The 21,281-nt window shown below is 31.5% G+C and carries 21 protein-coding genes and 1 tRNA gene; 3 read left to right on the forward strand and 19 right to left on the reverse strand.

Annotation, left to right across the window (positions count from 1 at the left end; all coding sequences use genetic code 11):
- Positions 1-40: 40 nt before the first annotated feature.
- A complete protein-coding gene (gene tadA / locus BLV79_RS08670; RefSeq protein ID WP_074718147.1) occupies positions 41-529 on the reverse strand; it encodes a tRNA adenosine(34) deaminase TadA in 489 nt (162 codons plus the stop codon).
- 154 nt (positions 530-683) lie between these two features.
- Here tadA and BLV79_RS08675 point away from each other — a divergent pair, with 154 nt between their 5' ends.
- Together BLV79_RS08675 and BLV79_RS08680 are read left to right on the forward strand one after the other, a co-directional pair.
- Positions 684-1,241 (forward strand): GNAT family N-acetyltransferase, encoded by a 558-nt coding sequence (locus tag BLV79_RS08675; RefSeq protein ID WP_074718149.1) that lies wholly within the window; start codon positions 684-686, stop codon positions 1,239-1,241.
- A 146-nt stretch (positions 1,242-1,387) separates the two neighbouring features.
- Positions 1,388-1,933: an NADH peroxidase gene (locus BLV79_RS08680; protein WP_074718151.1), complete on the forward strand. Its 546-nt coding sequence runs from the start codon at positions 1,388-1,390 to the stop codon at positions 1,931-1,933.
- Positions 1,934-2,119: 186 nt separating this feature from the next.
- Here BLV79_RS08680 and BLV79_RS08685 read toward each other — a convergent pair.
- The 13 genes from BLV79_RS08685 to BLV79_RS08745 form a co-directional block, all read right to left on the reverse strand.
- Positions 2,120-2,205: transfer RNA gene (locus tag BLV79_RS08685), tRNA-Ser, on the reverse strand.
- A 181-nt stretch (positions 2,206-2,386) separates the two neighbouring features.
- A complete protein-coding gene (locus tag BLV79_RS08690) occupies positions 2,387-3,049 on the reverse strand; it encodes a histidine phosphatase family protein (RefSeq protein WP_242871455.1) in 663 nt (220 codons plus the stop codon).
- 250 nt (positions 3,050-3,299) lie between these two features.
- Complete coding sequence (locus BLV79_RS08695; protein ID WP_074718155.1) at positions 3,300-4,901, reverse strand: DEAD/DEAH box helicase; 1,602 nt, start codon at positions 4,899-4,901, stop codon at positions 3,300-3,302.
- 107 nt (positions 4,902-5,008) lie between these two features.
- On the reverse strand, positions 5,009-5,293 hold the full coding sequence (locus tag BLV79_RS08700) for a GIY-YIG nuclease family protein (protein ID WP_074718157.1): 285 nt from the start codon (positions 5,291-5,293) through the stop codon (positions 5,009-5,011).
- A complete protein-coding gene (locus BLV79_RS08705; RefSeq protein ID WP_074718159.1) occupies positions 5,274-6,890 on the reverse strand; it encodes a tetratricopeptide repeat-containing diguanylate cyclase in 1,617 nt (538 codons plus the stop codon). The genes BLV79_RS08700 and BLV79_RS08705 overlap by 20 nt, the downstream gene beginning before the upstream one ends.
- A gap of 49 nt (positions 6,891-6,939) precedes the next feature.
- Positions 6,940-7,467, reverse strand: coding sequence for a hypothetical protein (locus BLV79_RS08710; protein ID WP_074718161.1), 528 nt, complete (start codon positions 7,465-7,467; stop codon positions 6,940-6,942).
- Positions 7,468-7,472: 5 nt separating this feature from the next.
- Positions 7,473-8,348 carry a 16S rRNA (adenine(1518)-N(6)/adenine(1519)-N(6))-dimethyltransferase RsmA gene (gene rsmA / locus BLV79_RS08715; protein WP_074718163.1) on the reverse strand — a complete coding sequence of 292 codons (876 nt, stop codon included), beginning with the start codon at positions 8,346-8,348 and terminating at the stop codon, positions 7,473-7,475.
- Between the two features lie 218 nt (positions 8,349-8,566).
- Positions 8,567-9,148 (reverse strand): rhomboid family intramembrane serine protease, encoded by a 582-nt coding sequence (locus tag BLV79_RS08720; RefSeq protein WP_074718165.1) that lies wholly within the window; start codon positions 9,146-9,148, stop codon positions 8,567-8,569.
- 2 nt (positions 9,149-9,150) lie between these two features.
- Positions 9,151-9,654 (reverse strand): hypothetical protein, encoded by a 504-nt coding sequence (locus BLV79_RS08725; RefSeq protein WP_074718167.1) that lies wholly within the window; start codon positions 9,652-9,654, stop codon positions 9,151-9,153.
- 93 nt (positions 9,655-9,747) lie between these two features.
- Positions 9,748-10,128 (reverse strand): DUF956 family protein, encoded by a 381-nt coding sequence (locus tag BLV79_RS08730; protein ID WP_074718169.1) that lies wholly within the window; start codon positions 10,126-10,128, stop codon positions 9,748-9,750.
- 94 nt (positions 10,129-10,222) lie between these two features.
- Positions 10,223-11,152, reverse strand: coding sequence for a PTS system mannose/fructose/sorbose family transporter subunit IID (locus BLV79_RS08735; protein ID WP_074718243.1), 930 nt, complete (start codon positions 11,150-11,152; stop codon positions 10,223-10,225).
- A gap of 20 nt (positions 11,153-11,172) precedes the next feature.
- Positions 11,173-11,994 (reverse strand): PTS mannose/fructose/sorbose transporter subunit IIC, encoded by an 822-nt coding sequence (locus BLV79_RS08740; protein ID WP_074718171.1) that lies wholly within the window; start codon positions 11,992-11,994, stop codon positions 11,173-11,175.
- Between the two features lie 12 nt (positions 11,995-12,006).
- Positions 12,007-12,996 (reverse strand): PTS sugar transporter subunit IIB, encoded by a 990-nt coding sequence (locus BLV79_RS08745; RefSeq protein ID WP_074718173.1) that lies wholly within the window; start codon positions 12,994-12,996, stop codon positions 12,007-12,009.
- A 536-nt stretch (positions 12,997-13,532) separates the two neighbouring features.
- On the opposite strand from BLV79_RS08745, the gene BLV79_RS12940 reads away from it, so the two are divergent.
- Positions 13,533-14,048 (forward strand): hypothetical protein, encoded by a 516-nt coding sequence (locus BLV79_RS12940; RefSeq protein ID WP_074718175.1) that lies wholly within the window; start codon positions 13,533-13,535, stop codon positions 14,046-14,048.
- A 369-nt stretch (positions 14,049-14,417) separates the two neighbouring features.
- Here the strand turns inward: BLV79_RS12940 and BLV79_RS08755 are convergent, their stop codons facing one another.
- The 5 genes from BLV79_RS08755 to metG all read right to left on the reverse strand — a co-directional run bounded on the left by BLV79_RS08755 (position 14,418) and on the right by metG (position 21,198).
- Positions 14,418-15,659, reverse strand: coding sequence for a methyl-accepting chemotaxis protein (locus tag BLV79_RS08755; RefSeq protein WP_074718177.1), 1,242 nt, complete (start codon positions 15,657-15,659; stop codon positions 14,418-14,420).
- Positions 15,660-15,760: 101 nt separating this feature from the next.
- Positions 15,761-16,417, reverse strand: a complete 657-nt coding sequence (locus BLV79_RS08760) for an HAD family hydrolase (RefSeq protein WP_074718179.1) — start codon at positions 16,415-16,417, stop codon at positions 15,761-15,763.
- A gap of 161 nt (positions 16,418-16,578) precedes the next feature.
- The gene (locus tag BLV79_RS08765; RefSeq protein WP_074718181.1) at positions 16,579-18,504 is read right to left on the reverse strand and encodes a heavy metal translocating P-type ATPase; all 1,926 of its coding nucleotides are present in this window, start codon (positions 18,502-18,504) and stop codon (positions 16,579-16,581) included.
- A 54-nt stretch (positions 18,505-18,558) separates the two neighbouring features.
- Positions 18,559-18,777 carry a cation transporter gene (locus BLV79_RS08770; RefSeq protein ID WP_074718183.1) on the reverse strand — a complete coding sequence of 73 codons (219 nt, stop codon included), beginning with the start codon at positions 18,775-18,777 and terminating at the stop codon, positions 18,559-18,561.
- 438 nt (positions 18,778-19,215) lie between these two features.
- On the reverse strand, positions 19,216-21,198 hold the full coding sequence (gene metG, locus BLV79_RS08775) for a methionine--tRNA ligase (protein WP_074718185.1): 1,983 nt from the start codon (positions 21,196-21,198) through the stop codon (positions 19,216-19,218).
- Positions 21,199-21,281 lie beyond the last annotated feature (83 nt).

Consider the following 21,281-nt stretch of genomic DNA (forward strand, 5'->3'; position numbering starts at 1 on the left):
CAACCATTATACGTCTATATTCTATATTTTTTTAATATTGCTACTTATTTTTTTCTTTCGTTTTTTTCTTTTTATTTTTTCGTAATTCTTTGAAAAAATCTGTTAATAATTGGCTACACTCTTCTTGAAGAACTCCCTTTTGAATCTCAACCTGATGATTAAACTGGCTCATCTGTAACAAATTAATTACCGATCCCGCACAACCTGCCTTAGGATTCATTGAACCTATAACTATTTTATTTAATCTAGATTGAACAATTGCGCCAGCGCACATTTGACAAGGTTCTAAAGTTACATACATCGTGCAGTCTTCTAAACGCCAATCTCCTGTTTTTTTACATGCTTTTTTTATTGCGCTTATTTCTGCATGCTCTAATACACATCCTTTAGAATTTCTTTTATTATATCCGCGAGCTATTATTTTTTCATTTTGTACTATCACACATCCTATTGGAACTTCGTTAATTTTCTGTGCTTTTTTAGCCTGTTTTATAGCTTCCGCCATGTATTTCTCATCTTTTGTATACATTATTCTTCCTCATTGTTAATAGACTTTTCAATTTAAATTAATTATCATATTAATATAGATTTAATTATACATTTGTTTAATACGATATACTCTATATCATTATACATTGATATAAGCGGAAATAAAACTATAACATTGCAAAGGATGGACTGCTATGCTATTTCAATATGAAACTGAAAGATTAGTCCTTAGGGTTTGCAGGACTGATGAAGCTAAACATATTCTTGATTTTTATTTAAAAGATAAAGATTTATTTGAAAAATATGAACCTGAAAGAATGCCAAACTTTTATACTGTAAATTATCAAAAAAAAGTTCTCAAATGGGAACACTCACTATTGCTGAAGCTAGAGGCTGTGCGATTTTATGTTTTTTTAAAAAAGGATCCACATAAAATTATTGGTACTGTGTGTTATCACCGAATTGAAAAAAGTATTTATCAAAGTTGTGAAGTCGGGTATAAATTTTCAAGCGAATTTCAACATCATGGATATGCCTTAGAATCTCTTATGACTTTAAATGATATTATTTTTAATGATTTGCATTTACACAGGATCGAGGCTAAAGTTATGCCATGCAATACAGCTTCTATTAATTTATTGGAAAAACTTGGTTTTTACAAAGAAGGATTAAACCGAAAATGTATATACCTTCATAACAAATGGGAAGACCATTATTTATATAGTTTAATAAACCCTTTAGAAAATTTTTAAATATAGATTTGACATTTTATAAATATGTGATATATTAATACTAGTAATGATTACTATTTTTATCAAGTAATTATTATGCATTAAGTTTTTTAACATTTTTTATATGCGTTATAAAACGCTAATTTTTATTATAGGAGGTAAAGTTTATGGCTAAATGGGTTTGTTCAGTATGTGGTTATGTTCATGAGGGAGATGAACCACCAGAAAAATGTCCCGTATGTAATGCTCCAGACACAAAATTTGTAAAACAAGATGATAATCGTACATGGGCTTCAGAACATGTTGTTGGTGTTGCAGGCGGTGCAAGTGATGATATCATCGAAGATTTACGCGCTAACTTCAATGGTGAATGCTCTGAAGTTGGTATGTATTTAGCAATGGCTCGTGTTGCTATGCGTGAGGGATATCCTGAAATTGGCATGTATTATGAAAAAGCTGCTTACGAAGAAGCAGAACATGCTGCTAAATTTGCTGAATTATTAGGAGAAGTAGTAACTAATTCAACAAAGAAAAATCTTGAAATGCGTGTCGAAGCTGAACACGGTGCTACAATGGGCAAAACAGATCTTGCAAAACGTGCAAAAGCAGCTAATCTTGACGCAATTCATGATACTGTTCATGAGATGGCCAGAGACGAAGCTAGACACGGAAAAGCTTTTGAGGGATTATTAAAGAGATATTTTGGTGAATAATTTATTTATTCGATCATTTTTATAACTGTTTTCTTAATAAAGCAGGAATTTTTCATCACAGAATGCTGCAATTTTCTCCATTACGATAAAAGTATTTGAGAACAATTGCAGTAATTCTCGTGGTTGTTCTCTTGCAAAAAAAGAACTTGTAAAGCTTATAAACTCTACAAGTTCTTTTAATGTTAACGCAGGGGGTGGGATTCGAACCCACGTGCCCTTGCGGACAAACGGTTTTCAAGACCGCCTCGTTATGACCACTTCGATACCCCTGCATCTATTCAATTTGTCACTCGACACAAATTATATTACCACAACGCATGGGCATTGTCAACTTAATTTTATATTTTTTTATAAATTATTTCATTTGTAGTTTTTTGAGGATTAAAGTATTATTTCAACCGTTTATCCTGATTGCCTAGTTTGATAATTCTTTATTCTCATTCTGATTGATTATTACTTCTTATCATCTAGCTTTGCAAACTGTTTATCTAAAACTCTTACTCTGCCTTGTCCATCATCATTTACATCTACTATTGTAACTGAGCAGTTAGGTGGTATCTGACCTCTCCATACGTCTTCCTTATCAGTATAGAAATTGCATAAGAAACAACGACTTGCTGCACCATGTGATGAAATCAAAATATTCTTATCTTTATATTCTGGATTTTCAATCAAAGATTTATAAAAATCTTTTGTTCTTTCTATAACGTCTTGGAATGATTCACCATGTGGTGGTCTGTTACATTTTAACGGTTTGTTATAAAATTTGTGAAGAAAATCAGCTGGGATTACTTCACTCTCGCCGTCTAAAACACTTTCTCCCTCGTAGTCGCCAAAAGAAATTTCTTCTATTCTTTCATCTATTATCATTGGAATATTTCTTCCTACTGTAATTAATTCAGCTGTCTGTCTAGCTCTTTTTAATGGGCTAGAAATCACTAAATCTATAGGGACTTCTAACATTGCCTCTCCTGTTTTAGCAGCAAGCTCTAAACCATTCTCATTAAGTGGAATATCCATTCTACCTTGTAATTTTTTTAATTTGTTCCATGGAGTTTGACCATGACGTAAAACATATAATGTCATATCTAATCCTTTCGTTTTTAATTTTTTCAATGATATTTTAGCATATTTTTCTTAAAAATAGCAAAAAAACTAGTAGGTTCTTTCACGCTCAAACAGAACCTACTAGTTAAAATTTGAAACAGTTTATATGAAATACTCCCCAGTACTTCCCCGCTTCACACCTTTTTCAAGGCATTTATAAATAATCTCCTGACTTCTTCTCATCTTATATATCGTCATTTTTTATAAAAATTTATACTTCTTTCAGAAAAATTATTTTTTATTTATCTTTTATCCATTTTTATCTTGCATTTGCTGGTTCTACGTTAATAGATTTACCTTTAATCTTTGCTTTTTTCATAGCTTTTAAAACAACTTTAGCATATTCTTTTGGCACCTCAACAAATGTATAATTATCATACATATCAATTGCTCCTACTAGCTTGCCTGGAATATTTGCTTCGCCTGCAACAGCTCCTAAGATATCTCCTGGTCTGATTTTTTGGTTTTTACCGATGTTAACGAATAATCTAACCATACCTTCTTCAGCACCTGTATCTGAGAAATCCCATGAATTTTCTTCTTCAATTTCTTCTTTCGTTCCTTCCACCATACCTAATGCCTGTTTTAAGAATGCTGCTGCAATATCCATTGATGTATAATCAGATTCATTAACCTGGCTTTCAATGATATCAATCATATCATCTAATTTCTCATTATCAATTATTCTTGAAATCTCGTCCATTATCTTTTCTGCTCTAATTTGAGCGATATCTTCTGATGAAGGAATTGCTTTATGTTTAATTTTTGTCTTACAGTAACGTTGAATATCTTTAAGCTTGTAAACTTCTTTACCTCGTACAAAAGTAAATGCTCTTCCTTCTCGACCGGCTCTGCCTGTACGTCCTATTCTATGTACATAATATTCATCATCTTGTGGAATATCGTAGTTAAATACAGCTTCAACATCATCAACGTCAATTCCTCTTGCTGCAACATCAGTAGCGATTAAAATATCTGTTTTACCTGTTCTAAACTTACGCATAACTCTATCACGTTGAACCTGTTTCATATCTCCGTGTAAACCTTCTGCAAAATATCCTCTTTGTTTTAATTCTGAAACTAATTCATCAACCATTCTTTTTGTGTTACAAAACACAACAGAAAGTTTTGGATTATAATAATCTAATAATCTTGATAAAACATCGATTTTATCGTGTCTTTTTACGTCATAATAATACTGTTCTATATTAGGAACTGTAAGTTCCTTTTTAGTGATTTTGATATGCTTAGCATCGTGCTGATACTTTCTGGTAATATCCATGATAGGTTTTGGCATTGTAGCAGAGAATAATACTGTCTGTCTGTCTTCTGATGGCATATATTCTAAAATTGTCTCAATATCCTCTCTAAATCCCATATTTAACATTTCATCTGCTTCATCTAAAACAATTGTTTTAATTTCATCACATTTAATTGTTTTTCTTCTAAGGTGATCCATAATACGTCCTGGTGTTCCAATTACGATTGACACTCCACCTTTTAAAGCTTTAATTTGGCGGCTAATATCTTGTCCTCCATATACTGGTAAAATCTTTACGCCATGCATGTATTTTGATAATTTGTGTAATTCTTCTGTAGATTGGATTGCTAATTCTCTAGTTGGTGATAACACGATTGCCTGTGTTTTTTTGATACTTGGATCTACTTTTTGTAGTAATGGAATTCCAAATGATGCTGTTTTACCAGTTCCTGTCTGAGCTTGACCGATAACGTCAACTCCACTGATTACGGCTGGAATTGCCTGACTTTGAATAGGTGTTGCTTCTTCAAATCCCATGTCTTTGATAGCTCTTAAAATTTGAGGTTTTAACTCAAGATCTTCAAATTTAACTGTCTTCATATATATCCTTTCTTTGTGTATACCTAAAAAAAGAACGCTGAATGCAGCGTTCTAATAACCTGGATTTCTTCGTACTCATATTATTCATATTTAACATTTCAATTTTATCAATTATTGTATTTTATGTCAAGATTTTTGATAAGGCTTTCCTTCTTGTTTTTAGAATATTGTTTAATATGCCATTCACGACTCATAGCTTCTTGTTTTGTTGGAAAAGATTCATAATATACTAACTCTACGGGTCGTCTGGCCTTTGTATATTTTGCACCTTTTCCATCGTTATGCGCCTTAATTCTTTTTGCTAAATTATTAGTCCATCCTGTGTAATACGTACCATCACTGCATCTTACGATATATGTATAATTTAAAGTATTATCTTCTAATTTTTTCACTTAAAATTCCACCTTCATAGTCGTTTCTTCCAGCCTCTTTTACGTTATACAACATTTCATCCGCAATTGCAAGATAATCTTTTAAACCATCATCTTTTCTTGGAATTCCACAACATATTCCTTGTGAGACTGTCACTTTTGTATCACATTTAGAATATTCATGTTTTATTTTTGAATGTCTTATGGATTCATGGAGCAGCCTTTCATGTTTTATCGCTTGTTCCAACGAAATGTTTTCGTAAATAATCACAAATTCATCTCCACCATATCTTGCGCAAAAACCACCCTTTCTTGCTACAACTTCCTTTATATTCTCGGCAATCATTTGCAAACATTTATCTCCCTCTTGATGGCCATAATTGTCATTATATTCTTTAAAATAATCAATATCTAGGATTTCTACCGCTATGCTTTTTTGGTTTTTATACGCTTTTTTTATAGACTTATTAGCATACTCTACAAGAGCATATCTATTTGGCATTTGTGTCAACTGATCTAACTCTGATTTTTGCTGTAATCTTTCATTTTCTCTCTCTATTTGTATTCTTCGTTTTTCTTCTTTTTCAAGGTTAATTCTAATTGTAAGCATATTACTTGCCATAAGAATATTCTCTTGCTCCATCAACTCCGAATATTCATAATATAATCCTGTAGCCTGCAGAAACTCAGCATTTTTTTTATGTATTCTATAATATTTTATTTTTATTGACATCAATCTCATCTGAAAATATATCATTCTGACGTTTTTCAAAATTGGTTCAACAACATTTATAACTGCCCAAAAATCTTCATCTAAATCTGTTTCAAGCAACATATTGCAATACTCATCTATATCATCAAAGCAATCTATTATCCCCATGTGATTCGGCATACTTTCTGTCACTATTTTTACGCACTCGTTCCTTGATTTATAATCTTTTATTTTATGGTAAAAAATTGCTTCTATCATAAGTAGAGAAATTTTATCTATATTTTCTGCATCATTCCAGTAGTTTTTTACAACAAATTCAATTATATTTTGTGTTTTTTCATATTCTTGTTTCTGGATATATGTTTTGATTAAATTTGAATAAATGCACATCATTACAGTATCATAGTATGGCTTTTCTACTTTATCTTCAAAAAAAGACAATGCTTTATGCAACATTTCGCTTGCTTGCTCATATTTCCCCACTGAAAAATACAATGTCCCTATATTCATCTCTATAATACTTTTTATTTCATATAATTCACTAGAATCGCAATATTTAAGACCACTTAGATAATAATCCATAGCTATAGGGGCATTTCCACCATTAGCTGTAAAAATGCCCATTCTATTATAACTCTTTGCAATCAATTTATTTTTTCCCATCTCAACAAGAAACGTCAACGCCCTACTGGCATCTTCAAAAAACTTATCAGAATCATTCAACCAATAATAAACTTCACTTCTAAAATAATAACCTAATCCATATGCAGAAAAATCATTATTTATACGGGCATATTCTAACAGTTTACCACAGTATTCTAACGTTATTTTAGCGTCCGTGCTCCTGTTTTTTATAATTTGATCTACAATTTTTCTTATATTCCCATTACAACCCCTATTTTTCATTTTTTCACTCCCATCTTGCTATATAGCAAACTTTGACGTGTAAAAAAACTTAAAATCCTAGCATTTCAAATTTATTAGATACTAGTATCATATCTACAATTTGCGGATTTTTGATAATGATCATACTCATAACGCCTATTGCAATCACTCTTACAACGCAACCTATAATTGAAATTATTTCAGCATATGACAATTTTTCTCTAAATGCGGATGCTCTATATACTAAATATAAATCTCTTAACATAAACAACATAACAATATGTAGCAAAACCCTATAGCCCGCTTTTTTTATTTGATATATATCATATATAATTACTAAAAATATCAATACATTTACAATCAATAAAAAATTCGACCAAATAGAATATGCTGTTGTATACATTAAATCGCTACATTTTTCTCTTCTACTAACTTGTATCGTTAATTCTATGCTTTCTCTAAACGGTATGCAGCTAATTAATGTAATTATTGCTTGAAAAGGCAATAAAACAGCTAATAAAGTTCTAGTATAGTCTTTTACTTTTTTTCTATTTCCTCTTGGTTGTATTCGATAATGTAAATTATCATTATATTGCATATCCTTTAACCCTCTTTTAATTTTTTATTTATAATGTTACTTAGCTGTGCGAACTGTTCTAGCGATAGCTTTTCTCCCCTAATATTGGCTTCTACTCCAAGTTCTTCAATGCTCTCTTGTATCTGTTCTTTTGATAACGGTATTCCACCATAATTTTTTAGCCCATTTGCAAGTGTTTTTCTTCGTTGATTAAATGATGCTCTTATAACTTTAAATAGCATTTTTTCATTATCCACTTCTACCGGTGGATTGTTATGACATGTCAATTTAATAACTGCACTTCCGACTTTAGGCTGTGGCATAAAGCAACTTGGTGGTACATTCAATACTATTTTGGGATTTGAATAGTACTGAACCGCTAACGAAAGTGCTCCATACTCTTTGCTTCCAGGACCAGTCTGCATTCTATCTGCAACTTCTTTTTGAACCATAATTGTAATGCTTTCAACCGGTACATGACTTTCGAATAAGCCCATAATGATTGGTGTAGTAATGTAATATGGCAAATTAGCCACAACCTTAATTGGGCGTCCATTATTTTTTTCTTCTGCAATTTTATTAATATCAACTTTTAAAATATCTTGGTTAATAACCTCAACATTATCATATTCCTTTAATGTATCCTTTAGAATCGGAATTAGATTCGTATCAATTTCAACTGCTAAAACTTCTCTTGCATTTTCACATAAATACTGTGTCATTGTTCCTATTCCCGGACCTATTTCTACAACAAAATCATCTTTTGTAATCTCTGATGCTTCAATAATATCCTCTAAAACACCTGTATTTATTAAAAAGTTTTGTCCAAATTTCTTTTGAAAATTAAAATTATATTTTTGTAATACTTCAATTGTATTCTTTGGATTTCCGAGTGTTGCCATTAAAATCCTCCTACTCGTATTTTTCTATTTTTATCACTTAGTATATTATATCATATGCAAAGCACACGGCAACAACTTAAATTATCACCGTGTGCCTTGATATTTTATTTATGTTATCCACTAAACATTATCTTTATTCTCTAAAGAATAAACAATAAATTCTACCTTTTATAAAACATATAATATATATTGAATTCTTTCTTAGCTGTAAAAGTGCTCTAATTATGTGCTTTTTGTAAAATAAAACCTGATACAGCACCAACAGCTCCACCGATTATATGACTTAAATTTGATACATTACTTTTAACAAAAAGTCCGTCAAAAATTTGACCGCCAATATAGAAAATAACTACTAATATTAATGTTATAGGAATGTATCCACTTTTAAGATTTGTAAATGGTGATAGTAAAATAAATGCAAATACTACTCCGCTAGCCCCTAATAATGATCGATAAGGGAAAAACATATAATTTACTAAACCTGTCATAAAAGCTGTCACTAATATTATCATTAAGATGTTTTTTGATCCATATTTTTCTTCTAATAATGGTCCAACAACGAGCAGCAACGTTATATTTCCTATCAAATGACTGCGAGACGCATGACCTAATACATGTGTAAAAAATCTAAGATACGTAAGTGGATTTGCTAGCGATGATCTATACACAGAAAAAAATGTATGATTGAATTTATACCCAAAAATCTGGCTTAAAATATATGACGCAAAACACAACAACGTAAACGTCACAATCACTGGTGAATTATTTGATATCTTGAACTTTTCAAAAATTTTATTCATCCTTACTCTCCTAATCTTTCTATAATCCTTTTGATTCTTTCATCCTCTTTATAATACACTATTTTTAAAGGCCAAGGGAGTCCTAAAATAAAATCTCTATCTTTTTCATTTAATTTATCTAATTTTTTCAAAAATTTATCTTTATCTTTGTACATCTGTATTCCAAAATTTATTGGAATATAACTATCTTTGTCAATTATTACCTCATTTTCTATTTCAACTCGTTTTAAATATGTCTTTCCATACTTTCCATACTCTTTAACATATTTATATTTTTTCGGAGGAGTTTCCATTTTGGGATCCTCTAATAATACTATTTTTTCGGAAACTAAACATTCCCACGAAATCTCACTAATAATATTTTCTGGCGTTGGAAAATCAAGTTGCTTTTTTATATCTTTAGTGCTTAATCCCTTCTTTGTCAGTGCTCTTATTGCGCCCGCACTAGCCATATCAAACATAAAATTTTGCAACGCCTTGTTAAAATAACTGTCTTCTTTTTTCATATTCAACTTTTCTTTTTCATAATTTTAGGTTATTTGTACTGTTCTTTTATTTTCCTGTTATCTTACTATTATTATTTCGTCATATTTAACATATTATCTTTTAATTTTACTTATTAAACCAAAAAATCCTTTACGTAAAACATCAAAAAATGATAACGATTTTACAAGTTTTTTCTCTGGTATATAACTTCTAACTGCTCTTAACAATTCCTTATTGTTTTTAGCAGAAAAACTGTAATATTTATCGGAATCCTTGATAAAAATACTAAAACGTGCAATCCACTTATTTGCATATACTGATGCCGCTATATAGTCAACATATTCCCATGGAATCTGGATATAATCATTTTTATTTCTTTCGCTATAAAACTCAAATGCCTTATCGCCAATCAATATTTGTCCTGTTTTTGTTAACCCAATAAAAGCTGTTCCATACATTGTTAAATCAACTTTTGTATTTTTTGAACTTATCATAAATTATCTTCCTTTTTCTTTATAAGCCTAATACCCCACCTTTTAAAGTGGGGTATTAAACTGTTACTTTATATTGTATTTGCTACTAATCTAATTAGAATACTCCGAAGTATTTACCAACTACACCAACAACGAATAATAAGATGATGATTGCAATTGGAGAAACATTCTTCTTTAATAATTTACAGCAGATTAATGTTAAGATTAATGCTGCAAATCCTGGGATTAACTGGTCTAAGTTATCCTGTAATGTTGTAACTTTGTATTTTTCAAGGCCTGTTCCACCTAATGAATTATACTGTTTAAATGCTTCGTGTAATACCTTTCCAGTTCCACCTTTTGTCTTAGCAACTGCAGCCCAATTGATAAATGCTCCTTTTTGTTGTTCAACACTAGAAACATTAAGTGCAAACTTAATACTTACCCATCTGTCTACAAGCGCACCAACAACGAACATACCTAAGATTGAAGCACCCTGTGTGATTTTTCCTAATAAACCGCCAGATAAATCTTTTGTAATCTCTGTACCTACTTTGTAACCAAAGTATGTTGTATAGAATAAGAAAGCAAATCTGATTACATTCCATAAAACAAAGAATAGAATTGGTCCTAAAAGGCTGCCATCCATTGCAAATGAAGCACCTAAAGCTCCAATAATTGGTCTAAGAGTAAACCAGAATACTGGATCACCTACACCAGCTAAAGGTCCCATCATACCAACTTTTACACCTTGGATTGTTTCATCTGTAACATCTGCACCATTAGCTCTGTCTTCTTCAAGAGCTAATGTAACACCCATAATTGGTGCTGATACATATGGATGTGTGTTATAGAATTCCATATGTCTTTTTAAAGCAGCTGCTCTGTCTTCTTTGCTTGTATATAATTTTTTAATAGCTGGTATTATTGAATAACACCATCCACCATTTTGCATACGCTCATAGTTCCATGATCCCTGAAGGAACTGATGACGCCATGTTACTGCAAAAATGTCATCATTTGATAATTTTTTCTTTTTTTCCATCATAGCTTTTGTCCCTCCAATTATTTGTAATCGTTTAATATATCTCCAAGTGGATCACCTGAACCACTTCCACCATTTCCTCCGTTTGACTTAGCTGCATCTTTAAGTCCAAGATAAATTAAAGCAAGTGCAACACCAATAGCACCAAGTGCAATAAGTGTTAACTGACTAACAGCTGCTAAACAGAAGCCAATTGCGAAGAATGGCCAAACTTCTTTTGTTGCAATCATGTTAATTACCATTGCATAACCAACTGCTGCAACCATTCCACCGCCGACTGCCATACCATCTGAAACGAATGCTGGCATTGACTGCAATACATTTTGAACAGTTTTAGCTGGAATAGCACAAAGAGCTAATGCTGGAACCATGATACGAACACCTTGCATTAAAATAGCAACCCACTGTATAACTTCAATTCCTCTATAATCTCCTCTTTCTGCTGCAGCATCCTGCGCATGAATAAGTGGAATAGCAAGTGTACGACAAATCATTGTTAAGAATAAACCTGCTACTGAAAGTGGTACTGCAGCTGCGATAGCTGAATCGATAGCAGCTTTTTGTGAAACATCTCCACCATTTAAAGCTAATACCATTAAAATAGATGATGCTACTGATGCTAACGCTGCATCTGGAGCAACTGCTGCTCCGATATTAGCCCATCCAAGAGCCATCATCTGTAATGTTCCTCCAAGAATAATACCGGCAACTAAATGGCCGCTTACTAATCCGATTAATGTACACGCTACTAATGGCTGATGAAACTGAAATTCATCAAGAATTCCACCCATACCTGCAAGTAGCGCTACTAAAGCAATTAAAATAACTGTTACTGCTGACATAATATTTCCTCCTTATTTAGCTAATTCCTGCTTAGCTTTCTTAAGCATATCCTTAATACTTGCTGGTGAATCACCTGGAACTTTTCTTACATCGAATTCAACTCCAAGACTGATTAACTCTTCAATTGTTTCGATATCTTTTTGATCCATAGCTACTGCTTTTGAAACAACAGCCTTTCCAGGTGTATGAGCCATTGATCCAAGATTGAGTTTCTTAATGGAAACTCCACCCTTGATTGCTCTAAGTGCATCCTGTGGTGTTTCGAACAAGATTAGTGCTTTAGTGTTTCCAAATCTTGTATCCTTATCGACTTGAATCATCTTATCGATTGGCACTACATGAGCTTTAACCCCTGGAGGTGCAGCCTGCTCTATCATTTGTTTACGTAAATCATCATGAGCTACGTTATCAGATACTGCAATAATTCTGTTTGGTTGAACAGTCTTTGTCCATGCTGTAGCAACCTGTCCATGTAATAGTCTAGTATCAATTCTAGCTAAAACATATTTGATTTTACCATCACCTATAACTGTTCCTTCTGGAATAGCTCCCTGTGGTGCTGCAGCTACTGGTGCTGCTGCTGGTGCTTTAGCTTTTGGTGCTAAAGTCTCTGGTTTTACTTTCACTCCATCGATAGCTGTGTCAATTACAATAGTTGCAATCTCCTGTGCTGATTCTGAAGTAAATCTTGATCCACATGCTTCAATAAGCATTGGTAAATTTAGGCCACTTACGATAGCCCATGTGTCCTCATGACCTGCAATCAAGCCGTTTGCCTGATTGAAAGGAGTTCCGCCCCAAAGGTCAACAAGAAATAAAACTTGTGAAGGATCGTCGAATGAAGCAATTGCTTCTTCCATCTGTCTACGAATATCTTCCGGTCCATCACTTGGCATTAAAGTACAAGCTTTAATGTTTTCCTGTTCGCCAACAATCATTTGACATGACTGGAGAATTCCAGCTGCAAAACTTCCGTGGCTAGCAACAATGATTCCTACCATTCTTCTTACTCCCTTTCTTTAGGATTTTGTAATACAATGCACATAAAACTTTGCTGTATATGATTAATCAATTTATTAATCCGTTTGCACATAAATCATATTCAAATTCAAACACGCAATCGATTGAATATGATTTTTTACAGCGCCTCTCGCATCTGCAAGTTATGATAAAGCACTTTTCAAAAAAAATCAAGCACTTTTAACAATTTTTTTTATTTTTTTCTTTTGCCTTTAGTCATTTTAACTTATATATATTATATACTCATTTAAGTTCTCCAAAAGCAATGCACAAACTGCCTAATTCAAAAAATAAAGGGCGAAATATTTTCGCAATTATTTTTTTTTGATATTAAAAATATTATTGACAATAATCTTCTTTACATGATATAATTTTTTCAGAAATAAGCGTGTTACTTGTTTGATTACAAGGCATTAGCTATCATAAACATTTTTTTAGTAGATTTATTTTATTAAATCTATTCTTGTTTATGTTAGCTAATGCCTTTTTTATTTTATTTTTGCAAAGGAGGATTACAATGAAAAACATATATAGCAAAAACGCTAACCAAAAAACTTTATATGTTCTATACAGTTACGTTGTTCTTTTCATGTTGCTTTTAATTGTTTTCAATTTCTGCAACAGCCCCGAACTAGTTAACTTAGTTTTCGCAGTTAGCACTATTGTTGCTATAGATGTTTGTGTTGTTTTCAAACTTTCTAAATCTTTTAGTAACAGATTATCTTCTGCTACTCGTCTATTCAAAAGGGTGAACTATGCTTTTTTTAAAAAAGATTTAGATGTTTTATTTTCATTTCTTTGCAAAAACAAACGAAATGGTGTTTACTTAGATCTATCGCTCAAAAAAAATACTAGGTCAAGTAAGACTAATGATATAAATTATAGCCTGAACAAATGGCCAAATTTATATCTAAGGCATTTTAATTTTAGCTTTTTAAGTGCTGAAGTTATCCAAAAATCACTTTCATGTTACACATGGGCAAGATATTATGCCAAAACTTACAAACTCCCTAGACCTTTGCTGCAAATATAGGTCTAGGGTAACAATTGCATATAATTTATAATTCATATGTGATTAGCTTTGAAAATTTAATACAAGAATTAAAAGACGAAATTTTCACGACTGTAGAAATGTATAAGCCTTTTTATATACAAACCATTAGAATATTAATTAACTCCCCTTTTATATATTTATGATATTTTTATTGGTTCATGCAATATTATTTATTCGATTTTGCGATGTCGAATCTATTTCCTGATTAAACAAAAAGACCGCAGAACCAATTACATTTCTACAGTCTTTTTGTTTTTTTTATAATGTATATTATGTATTTCTTCTATATAAATGTGTTTATATTCTTTCTATACTTCTTTTTAATGTGTCAGTGTTATTACTTTTATTCTATTTTAATTTAAATTGGATAACTGATTCTTGTAATCTATTAGCACTGTCTATTAATTCGTTGCTTACCTTAGAATTCTCTTCTGATACTTTTGCATTTACTTTTATTACTTCTGAAATATCATCAACCTTCGATGAAATATTCTTTAAAGCTGCATTTTGTTCATCTGCATACTCAACAATCTCTTTTAACTTGTCTCCTAATTCCATAGAATTCTTTACTCCAAGCTGAATTGATTCTGCTGTATTGTTAACTAAAGCCTTTCCTTTTTCTACTGCAACTTTACTTCCATTTATCAGATCTGCAATATTGTTACTCGCTTCTGAACTTTCATTTGCTAATTCTCCTATTTCATCAGCAACTACTGCAAAACCTTTTCCAGCTTCTCCGGCACGAGCAGCTTCAATGGAAGCATTTAATGCTAGAAGATTTGTTTGTGCTGCAATACTGTTAATTGTTCCAATAATTTCTCCAATTTTATCAGACGTTGTATTGATTTCTTCCATTGCAACAACAACATTTTTCATTTTATCATTTCCAGCATTAAGCTGAATATTTGTTTCTCTAGAAATTTTATCAGCTGCATTTGTATTATCTGTAATCTTTTCAATCTTATCTGAAAGTACTTTGATTTCTTCTGTCAATCCAGAAAGCGCTTCATTCTGAGAATTTGTTCCTTCTGAAACTTGCTCGGAGCTTGTTCTTACATGTTCTGAACAACTTAATACATGCACTGAATTATCATTAACACTGCTTAATGTATCTGTAAGTTGTTCTTTTATGTCATCAAGTGCATGTTCAATCTCTTTGAAATCACCCTGATAAGAAACATGCTTATGTACTGTCAAATTACCTTTTGCAATATTTCTAACAACATGACTAATATCCTTTGTATATTTTCTTAGCTCTTCAAGCATAACATTAATAGAATCTGTAAGTTCTGAATAAATTCCATAATCTCCATCGAACTGTACTGATAAATCACCATGCTCTATTTTCTTCATCTTTTCTGTTATTTCAATCACTTCATCACTTATAAGTCCACCCGATGCTACAACTTTTTTTATTGTATACACCGTCAGAAGATCTAAAACAATAGCACATATTACAGATATGCTTGCAATTACATCTATTCCAATAATACCTGTAACCATTGCCAATATTGAACAACCAATTGAAGCAAACAAAAAAATTGCCGTCAAGTTTCTAGCTGTCTCTTTAATCTCTCCTACATCATTCATCAAAAAATCCTCCTTAGACATCTCAAAACTGAATACTCTCTGAACTGTTTATCGGATAATTTGATAATGATATTTAATATGCCTCTCTAATGGCCTTCGTATTAGTTATTTTTTTGTTTCAACAAAACATCAAGATCTTTTGACAATCCTGCTCTAGAATGAACTTGTACTGACTGCATTCCAAAATCAATCGCACCCTCTACATTCTCAATTCTATCATCAAAAAATAAACATTCATCTTTTTTTAAATAATATTTATCACATAATGCTTTATAAATTGCTTGATCTGGTTTTGCCTTTTTTATCATGTATGAGACCATCATTCCATCGATATCATCAAGGAAATCCGCATATCTAGTATGTTTTTTAAATAATGACTCTGGATAATTCGATAAAAGATAAATTCCGTATCCTTGTTCCTTTAATAAGTGAACTCTCTCCCACACATCCGGTCTAGCAACATGCATAAATTCACCATGACGAATAAACCATGATATTGCTTTTTTATCATTAGGATATTTCTTACAAAAAGAATCAATAATCTCTTGATCAGAATTTATTCCTAAGTCAAAAACATGCCAAAGTTTCTCAGGATCATCAAACAATTCTTTTCCTACGCGTAATGCATCTTCTTCACTTAAACCATAATCCATAAGCATATCTTTCCATCTATAATCTAGTAATACATCTCCCACATCAAAAACTACTGTTTTTACTTTTGATAATTCTACTTCATTTAAATCATAATTGCGTGACATAAAACAACTCGCACCTCTTACTTTCTTACCTTTTTTACTTAATATAACTACAAAGTATTATATCAAAAATTTTAGTTTTTTAAAAGGGATATTATTTTTCTTCTTAAAAAACAATATCCCTTTATCACAAATCTGGTTTTCGTTATTATGTTTTTTTATTTTTAATACGTAGAAATCTTATTATTTTTTATATGTAAACATCTTATTGCATTTAAAACTGCAAGCACCATAACACCTACATCTGCAAAAATTGCAAACCACATATTTGCTATACCTACTGCTCCTAAAATAAGACAAATCACTTTAATTCCTATTGCAAAATATATATTCTCTTTTACAATAGTAAGACATTTCTTCGAAATTCTTATTGCCGTCGCTATCTTTAAAGGATCATCATCCATTAATACTACATCAGCTGCTTCAATAGCTGCGTCTGAACCTAGAACTCCCATTGCAATTCCAATGTCTGCTCTTGATAAGACCGGCGCATCGTTTATTCCATCTCCTACAAATGCAACAACGTCTTTTTCATTTTCTTTATTTGCTAGTATTTTTTCTATTTCTTCTACTTTATTCTGTGGCAACAACTCACTATAAACTTCATCAACTTTCAGTTCATTTGCAACATTCTCTGCTACAGATTTTGAATCGCCAGTTAACATAACAGTCTGCTTTACACCATTTTTCTTTAATTCTGATATGGCGCATTTACTGTTTTCTTTTATCACATCAGAAATTACTATGTGTCCCTGATATACATTATCAAGCGCAACATGTATCGTTGTACCTTTTAACTTAGAACAATTATTCCATTTTGCACCAATTGAATCCATAAGTTTTGTATTTCCAACGCTAACTTTATGATCATTTACCATAGCTTCTATACCTTGTCCAGCTATTTCAGTTGCATCTGAAACAATGCAACTATCAGCCTCATTTGAATACGCTTTTCTTATTGAATTTGCAATTGGATGTGTTGAAAATCTTTCAACATGCGCTGCTATGTGCAATAATTCTTTTGTACTTAAAGTTTTTGGATGAACTGCAACAACTTCAAAAACTCCTTTTGTAAGGGTTCCGGTCTTATCGAAAACTATTGTTTTAGTATCTGCTAATAGTTCTAGATAATTGGATCCTTTAACCAAAACACCTTCATGACTTGCACTTCCTATTCCTGCAAAAAAGCTTAGTGGTATACTAATTACCAATGCGCATGGACATGAAATTACCAAAAATGTTAAAGCTCTATATATCCATATTTTAAAATCTGAGCTTTGTCCAATTACATTCAAAATAATTGGTGGGACAATAGCTAATGCCAATGCAGAATATACAACAATTGGAGTGTAGTATCTTGCAAATTTTGTTATAAATTTTTCTGATTTTGATTTTCTTGAACTAGCTTCTTCAATCAATTCAAATACTTTGGCTACAGTTGATTCCTCATATAGTTTTGTTGTTTTAATTGTGATTGCAGAATCTAAATTTATACATCCACTAATTACTTCATCATTTTTTCTAACTGTTCTTGGAACTGACTCACCAGTTAACGCAGCTGTGTCTAGACTTGTTTCTCCATCAATTACAATACCATCAATAGGAATCTTTTCTCCTTTTTTTATAAGAATTCTACTTCCTATCTCAACATCCTCAGGATCGTATTCTTCAACATTATCATTTTCATCTAAAACATTAGCGTATTCCGGGCAAATATCCATAAGATCTGATATATTTCTTCTGCTTTTTCCAACGGCATAACTCTGAAATAATTCTCCAACCTGGTAAAACCACATTACAGCAATGGCTTCTACATAATCACCATTATCTATCACTCCTATTACTATAGCCCCAATTGTTGCAATAACCATTAACAAACATTCATCAAATGGCTGTTTATTTTTTATTCCTTTAAAAGCTTTTATAATAATATCATAACCAATTATTAGATATGGTATCATGTATGCTCCAAAAACAATCGATTTATTAATATTCTTTATAGTTCCACTTTTCTCACAAATCAACAAAGCTGCTAAAATAACAGCTGAAACTACTATCCTATACAATACGTTTTTCTGCTTTTTTGTCATAGCCCATCTCCATTTTCTTATATATTATTACAAAAACATATATTGATTACTTTTTTATAAATATATTTCGCAATCACTTTCTACTTTTTTGCAATTTTTTAGAACTTCTTGCATAACTTTATCCTTGTCAGCATCATCTTCAAATTCAACTTTCATTTTTAGAGTCATGAAATTTACCACTGCATCCTTAACCCCATTTGTGTTGCGAGCAGCTTCTTCCATTTTGTTAGCACAGTTTGCACAATCTACATCGATTTTGTAAGTTTTTTTCATAATTCTCTACCTCTTTCTTATTTTTTTATATTTTTTTTAAACTTTTGCTAATTTCTCTAGTAACCTACTCTTTTATCTCTATTATTACCTCGGCATTTCTAGTGCTTACTAGTAATTATTAAAAGTTTTATATTCAGTTATAAAAAGTATTATCTTATTAAAGATTAAGCATTTGTTTAATCTTTAATATAAGATTATCGTATCTAGTTCTCGTTGTCAACAGAAAACTGAAAGATAAATATTTTTTTATATCTTTATAATTTTATTTTATAATTTTTTATTACAATATCCTAAACACAAGCTATACAAAAAAGAAAGCAGATCATTGTTAAATACAATAACCCACTTTCTTGTTTATAACATTTTATTCAATTATATGCTCAATAATACAACTTTATTTTTAAGATTTTTGCATTATTTTACTTATTAGATTTAATACTACGCAATTTCTGCTCCGCTTGGCATTTCTTTTTCAGGTTTCATTAGTGCCAAATTACCTTCTGCATCCTCTGCACAAAGTAGCATTCCTTCTGATAATACTCCTGCAAGTTTAGCTGGTTTTAAATTGCATAATACCATAACTTTTTTACCAACCATTTCTTCTGGAGTATAGTATTTTCTAATTCCTGAAACAATCTGTTTAATCTGGCTTCCTACTTTTACTTGTGAACAAAGTAATTTCTTTGATTTTGGTACAGCTTCGCAAGCAATAATTTCACCAACCTGGAATTGCATTTTTTCAAAATCATCAAATGTAATTTCTTCTTTTGGTTCAATATCAATTGCGTCATCATTTTCTTTAGCTTCATCTGCTCCATTTGCTGCAGCAAATTCAGCTTGCTGTTTTGCCTTGATTTCTTCAACTTGTTTTTCGATTTCTTTTTGATCTAATCTAGCGAATAACATAATTGGTTTTTCAACAACTTTATTTCCGCTTTCATATAAACCAAATTTATCTAAATCATCGAAATCTCTACATTCTGTGTTTAGTTGAGTGAAGATTTTTTCTGCTGTCTCTGGCAAGAAACTATTTAATAAACTTGCACCAATTGTAATAGATTCAACTAAGTTATATAAAACTTCTGATAATCTATCGTGTTTTGCTTCATCTTTTGCAAGAATCCATGGAGTTGTTTCATCAATGTATTTATTACAACGACGGAAAACATTAAACACTTCTGTGATTGCATCTGCAACTCTAAGTCTTGACATTTTCTCTTCAACTTTTGCTTTTGCATTTGTCACAACTTCTTTTAATGATTCATCTACTTCATCTGTTGCATCTGTTTTTCTTACGATACCATCGAAATATTTATTGCTCATAGATACTGTTCTATTTACTAAGTTACCTAAAATATTTGCCAAATCTGAATTGAATCTCTCTACTACTAAATCCCATGTAATGATTCCATCATTTTCAAATGGCATCTCGTGCAAAACAAAATAACGAGTAGCATCTACGCCAAACATTCTTACTAAATCATCTGCGTAAATAACATTACCTTTAGATTTTGACATTTTTTCTCCACCTTGTAGTAACCAAGGATGTCCGAAAACTTGTTTTGGTAATGGTAAGTCTAATGCCATTAAGAAAATTGGCCAATAAATTGTGTGGAATCTAACAATATCTTTTCCAATCAAGTGTAAATCTGCTGGCCAGTTTTTATTGAATAAATCGCTTGAACCATCTGGGTCGTATCCAATTTTAGTAATATAGTTAGTTAATGCATCCAACCAAACGTAAACTACATGTTTGGGATCAAAATCAACTGGGATACCCCAACTAAATGAAGTTCTTGATACACATAAATCCTGAAGACCTGGTAATAAGAAGTTATTCATCATTTCATTTTTTCTACTAACCGGTTGAATAAAATCAGGATTCTCGTTGATATATTTAATTAATCTATCTGCATATTTGCTCATTTTGAAGAAATATGCTTCTTCTTTAGCTGGTTTTACTTCTCTTCCACAGTCAGGACATTTTCCATCTACAAGTTGTGATTCTGTCCAAAATGATTCACATGGTGTACAGTATAATCCTTCATATGAAGATTTATAAATGTCGCCTTGATCATATAATTTCTTAAAGATTTTCTTAACACATTTCTCGTGATCTTCATCTGTTGTTCTAATAAAATTATCGTATGAAGAATTTACTAAATCCCATATTTTATGGATTTCTCCTGAAACTTCATCAACATATTCTTTTGGAGTAATACCTTTTGCATTAGCTTTTTCTTCAATTTTCTGGCCATGTTCATCTGTACCTGTTTGAAAATACACATCATAACCTTCCGCTCTTTTATATCTTGCAATAGCATCTGCTAATATTATTTCATATGTGTTACCAATATGTGGTTTTCCTGACGCATATGCAATAGCTGTAGTCATATAAAATTTACCTTTATTTGTTGCCATAATATCTCTCCTTTTTTGTAATAAAAAACGCCTTCTGCATCTAACAGAAGGCGGATTATCCACGTTACCACTTCATTTCACTT

The sequence above is a fragment of the Lachnobacterium bovis DSM 14045 genome (assembly GCF_900107245.1).
Classification (GTDB): domain Bacteria; phylum Bacillota; class Clostridia; order Lachnospirales; family Lachnospiraceae; genus Roseburia; species Roseburia bovis.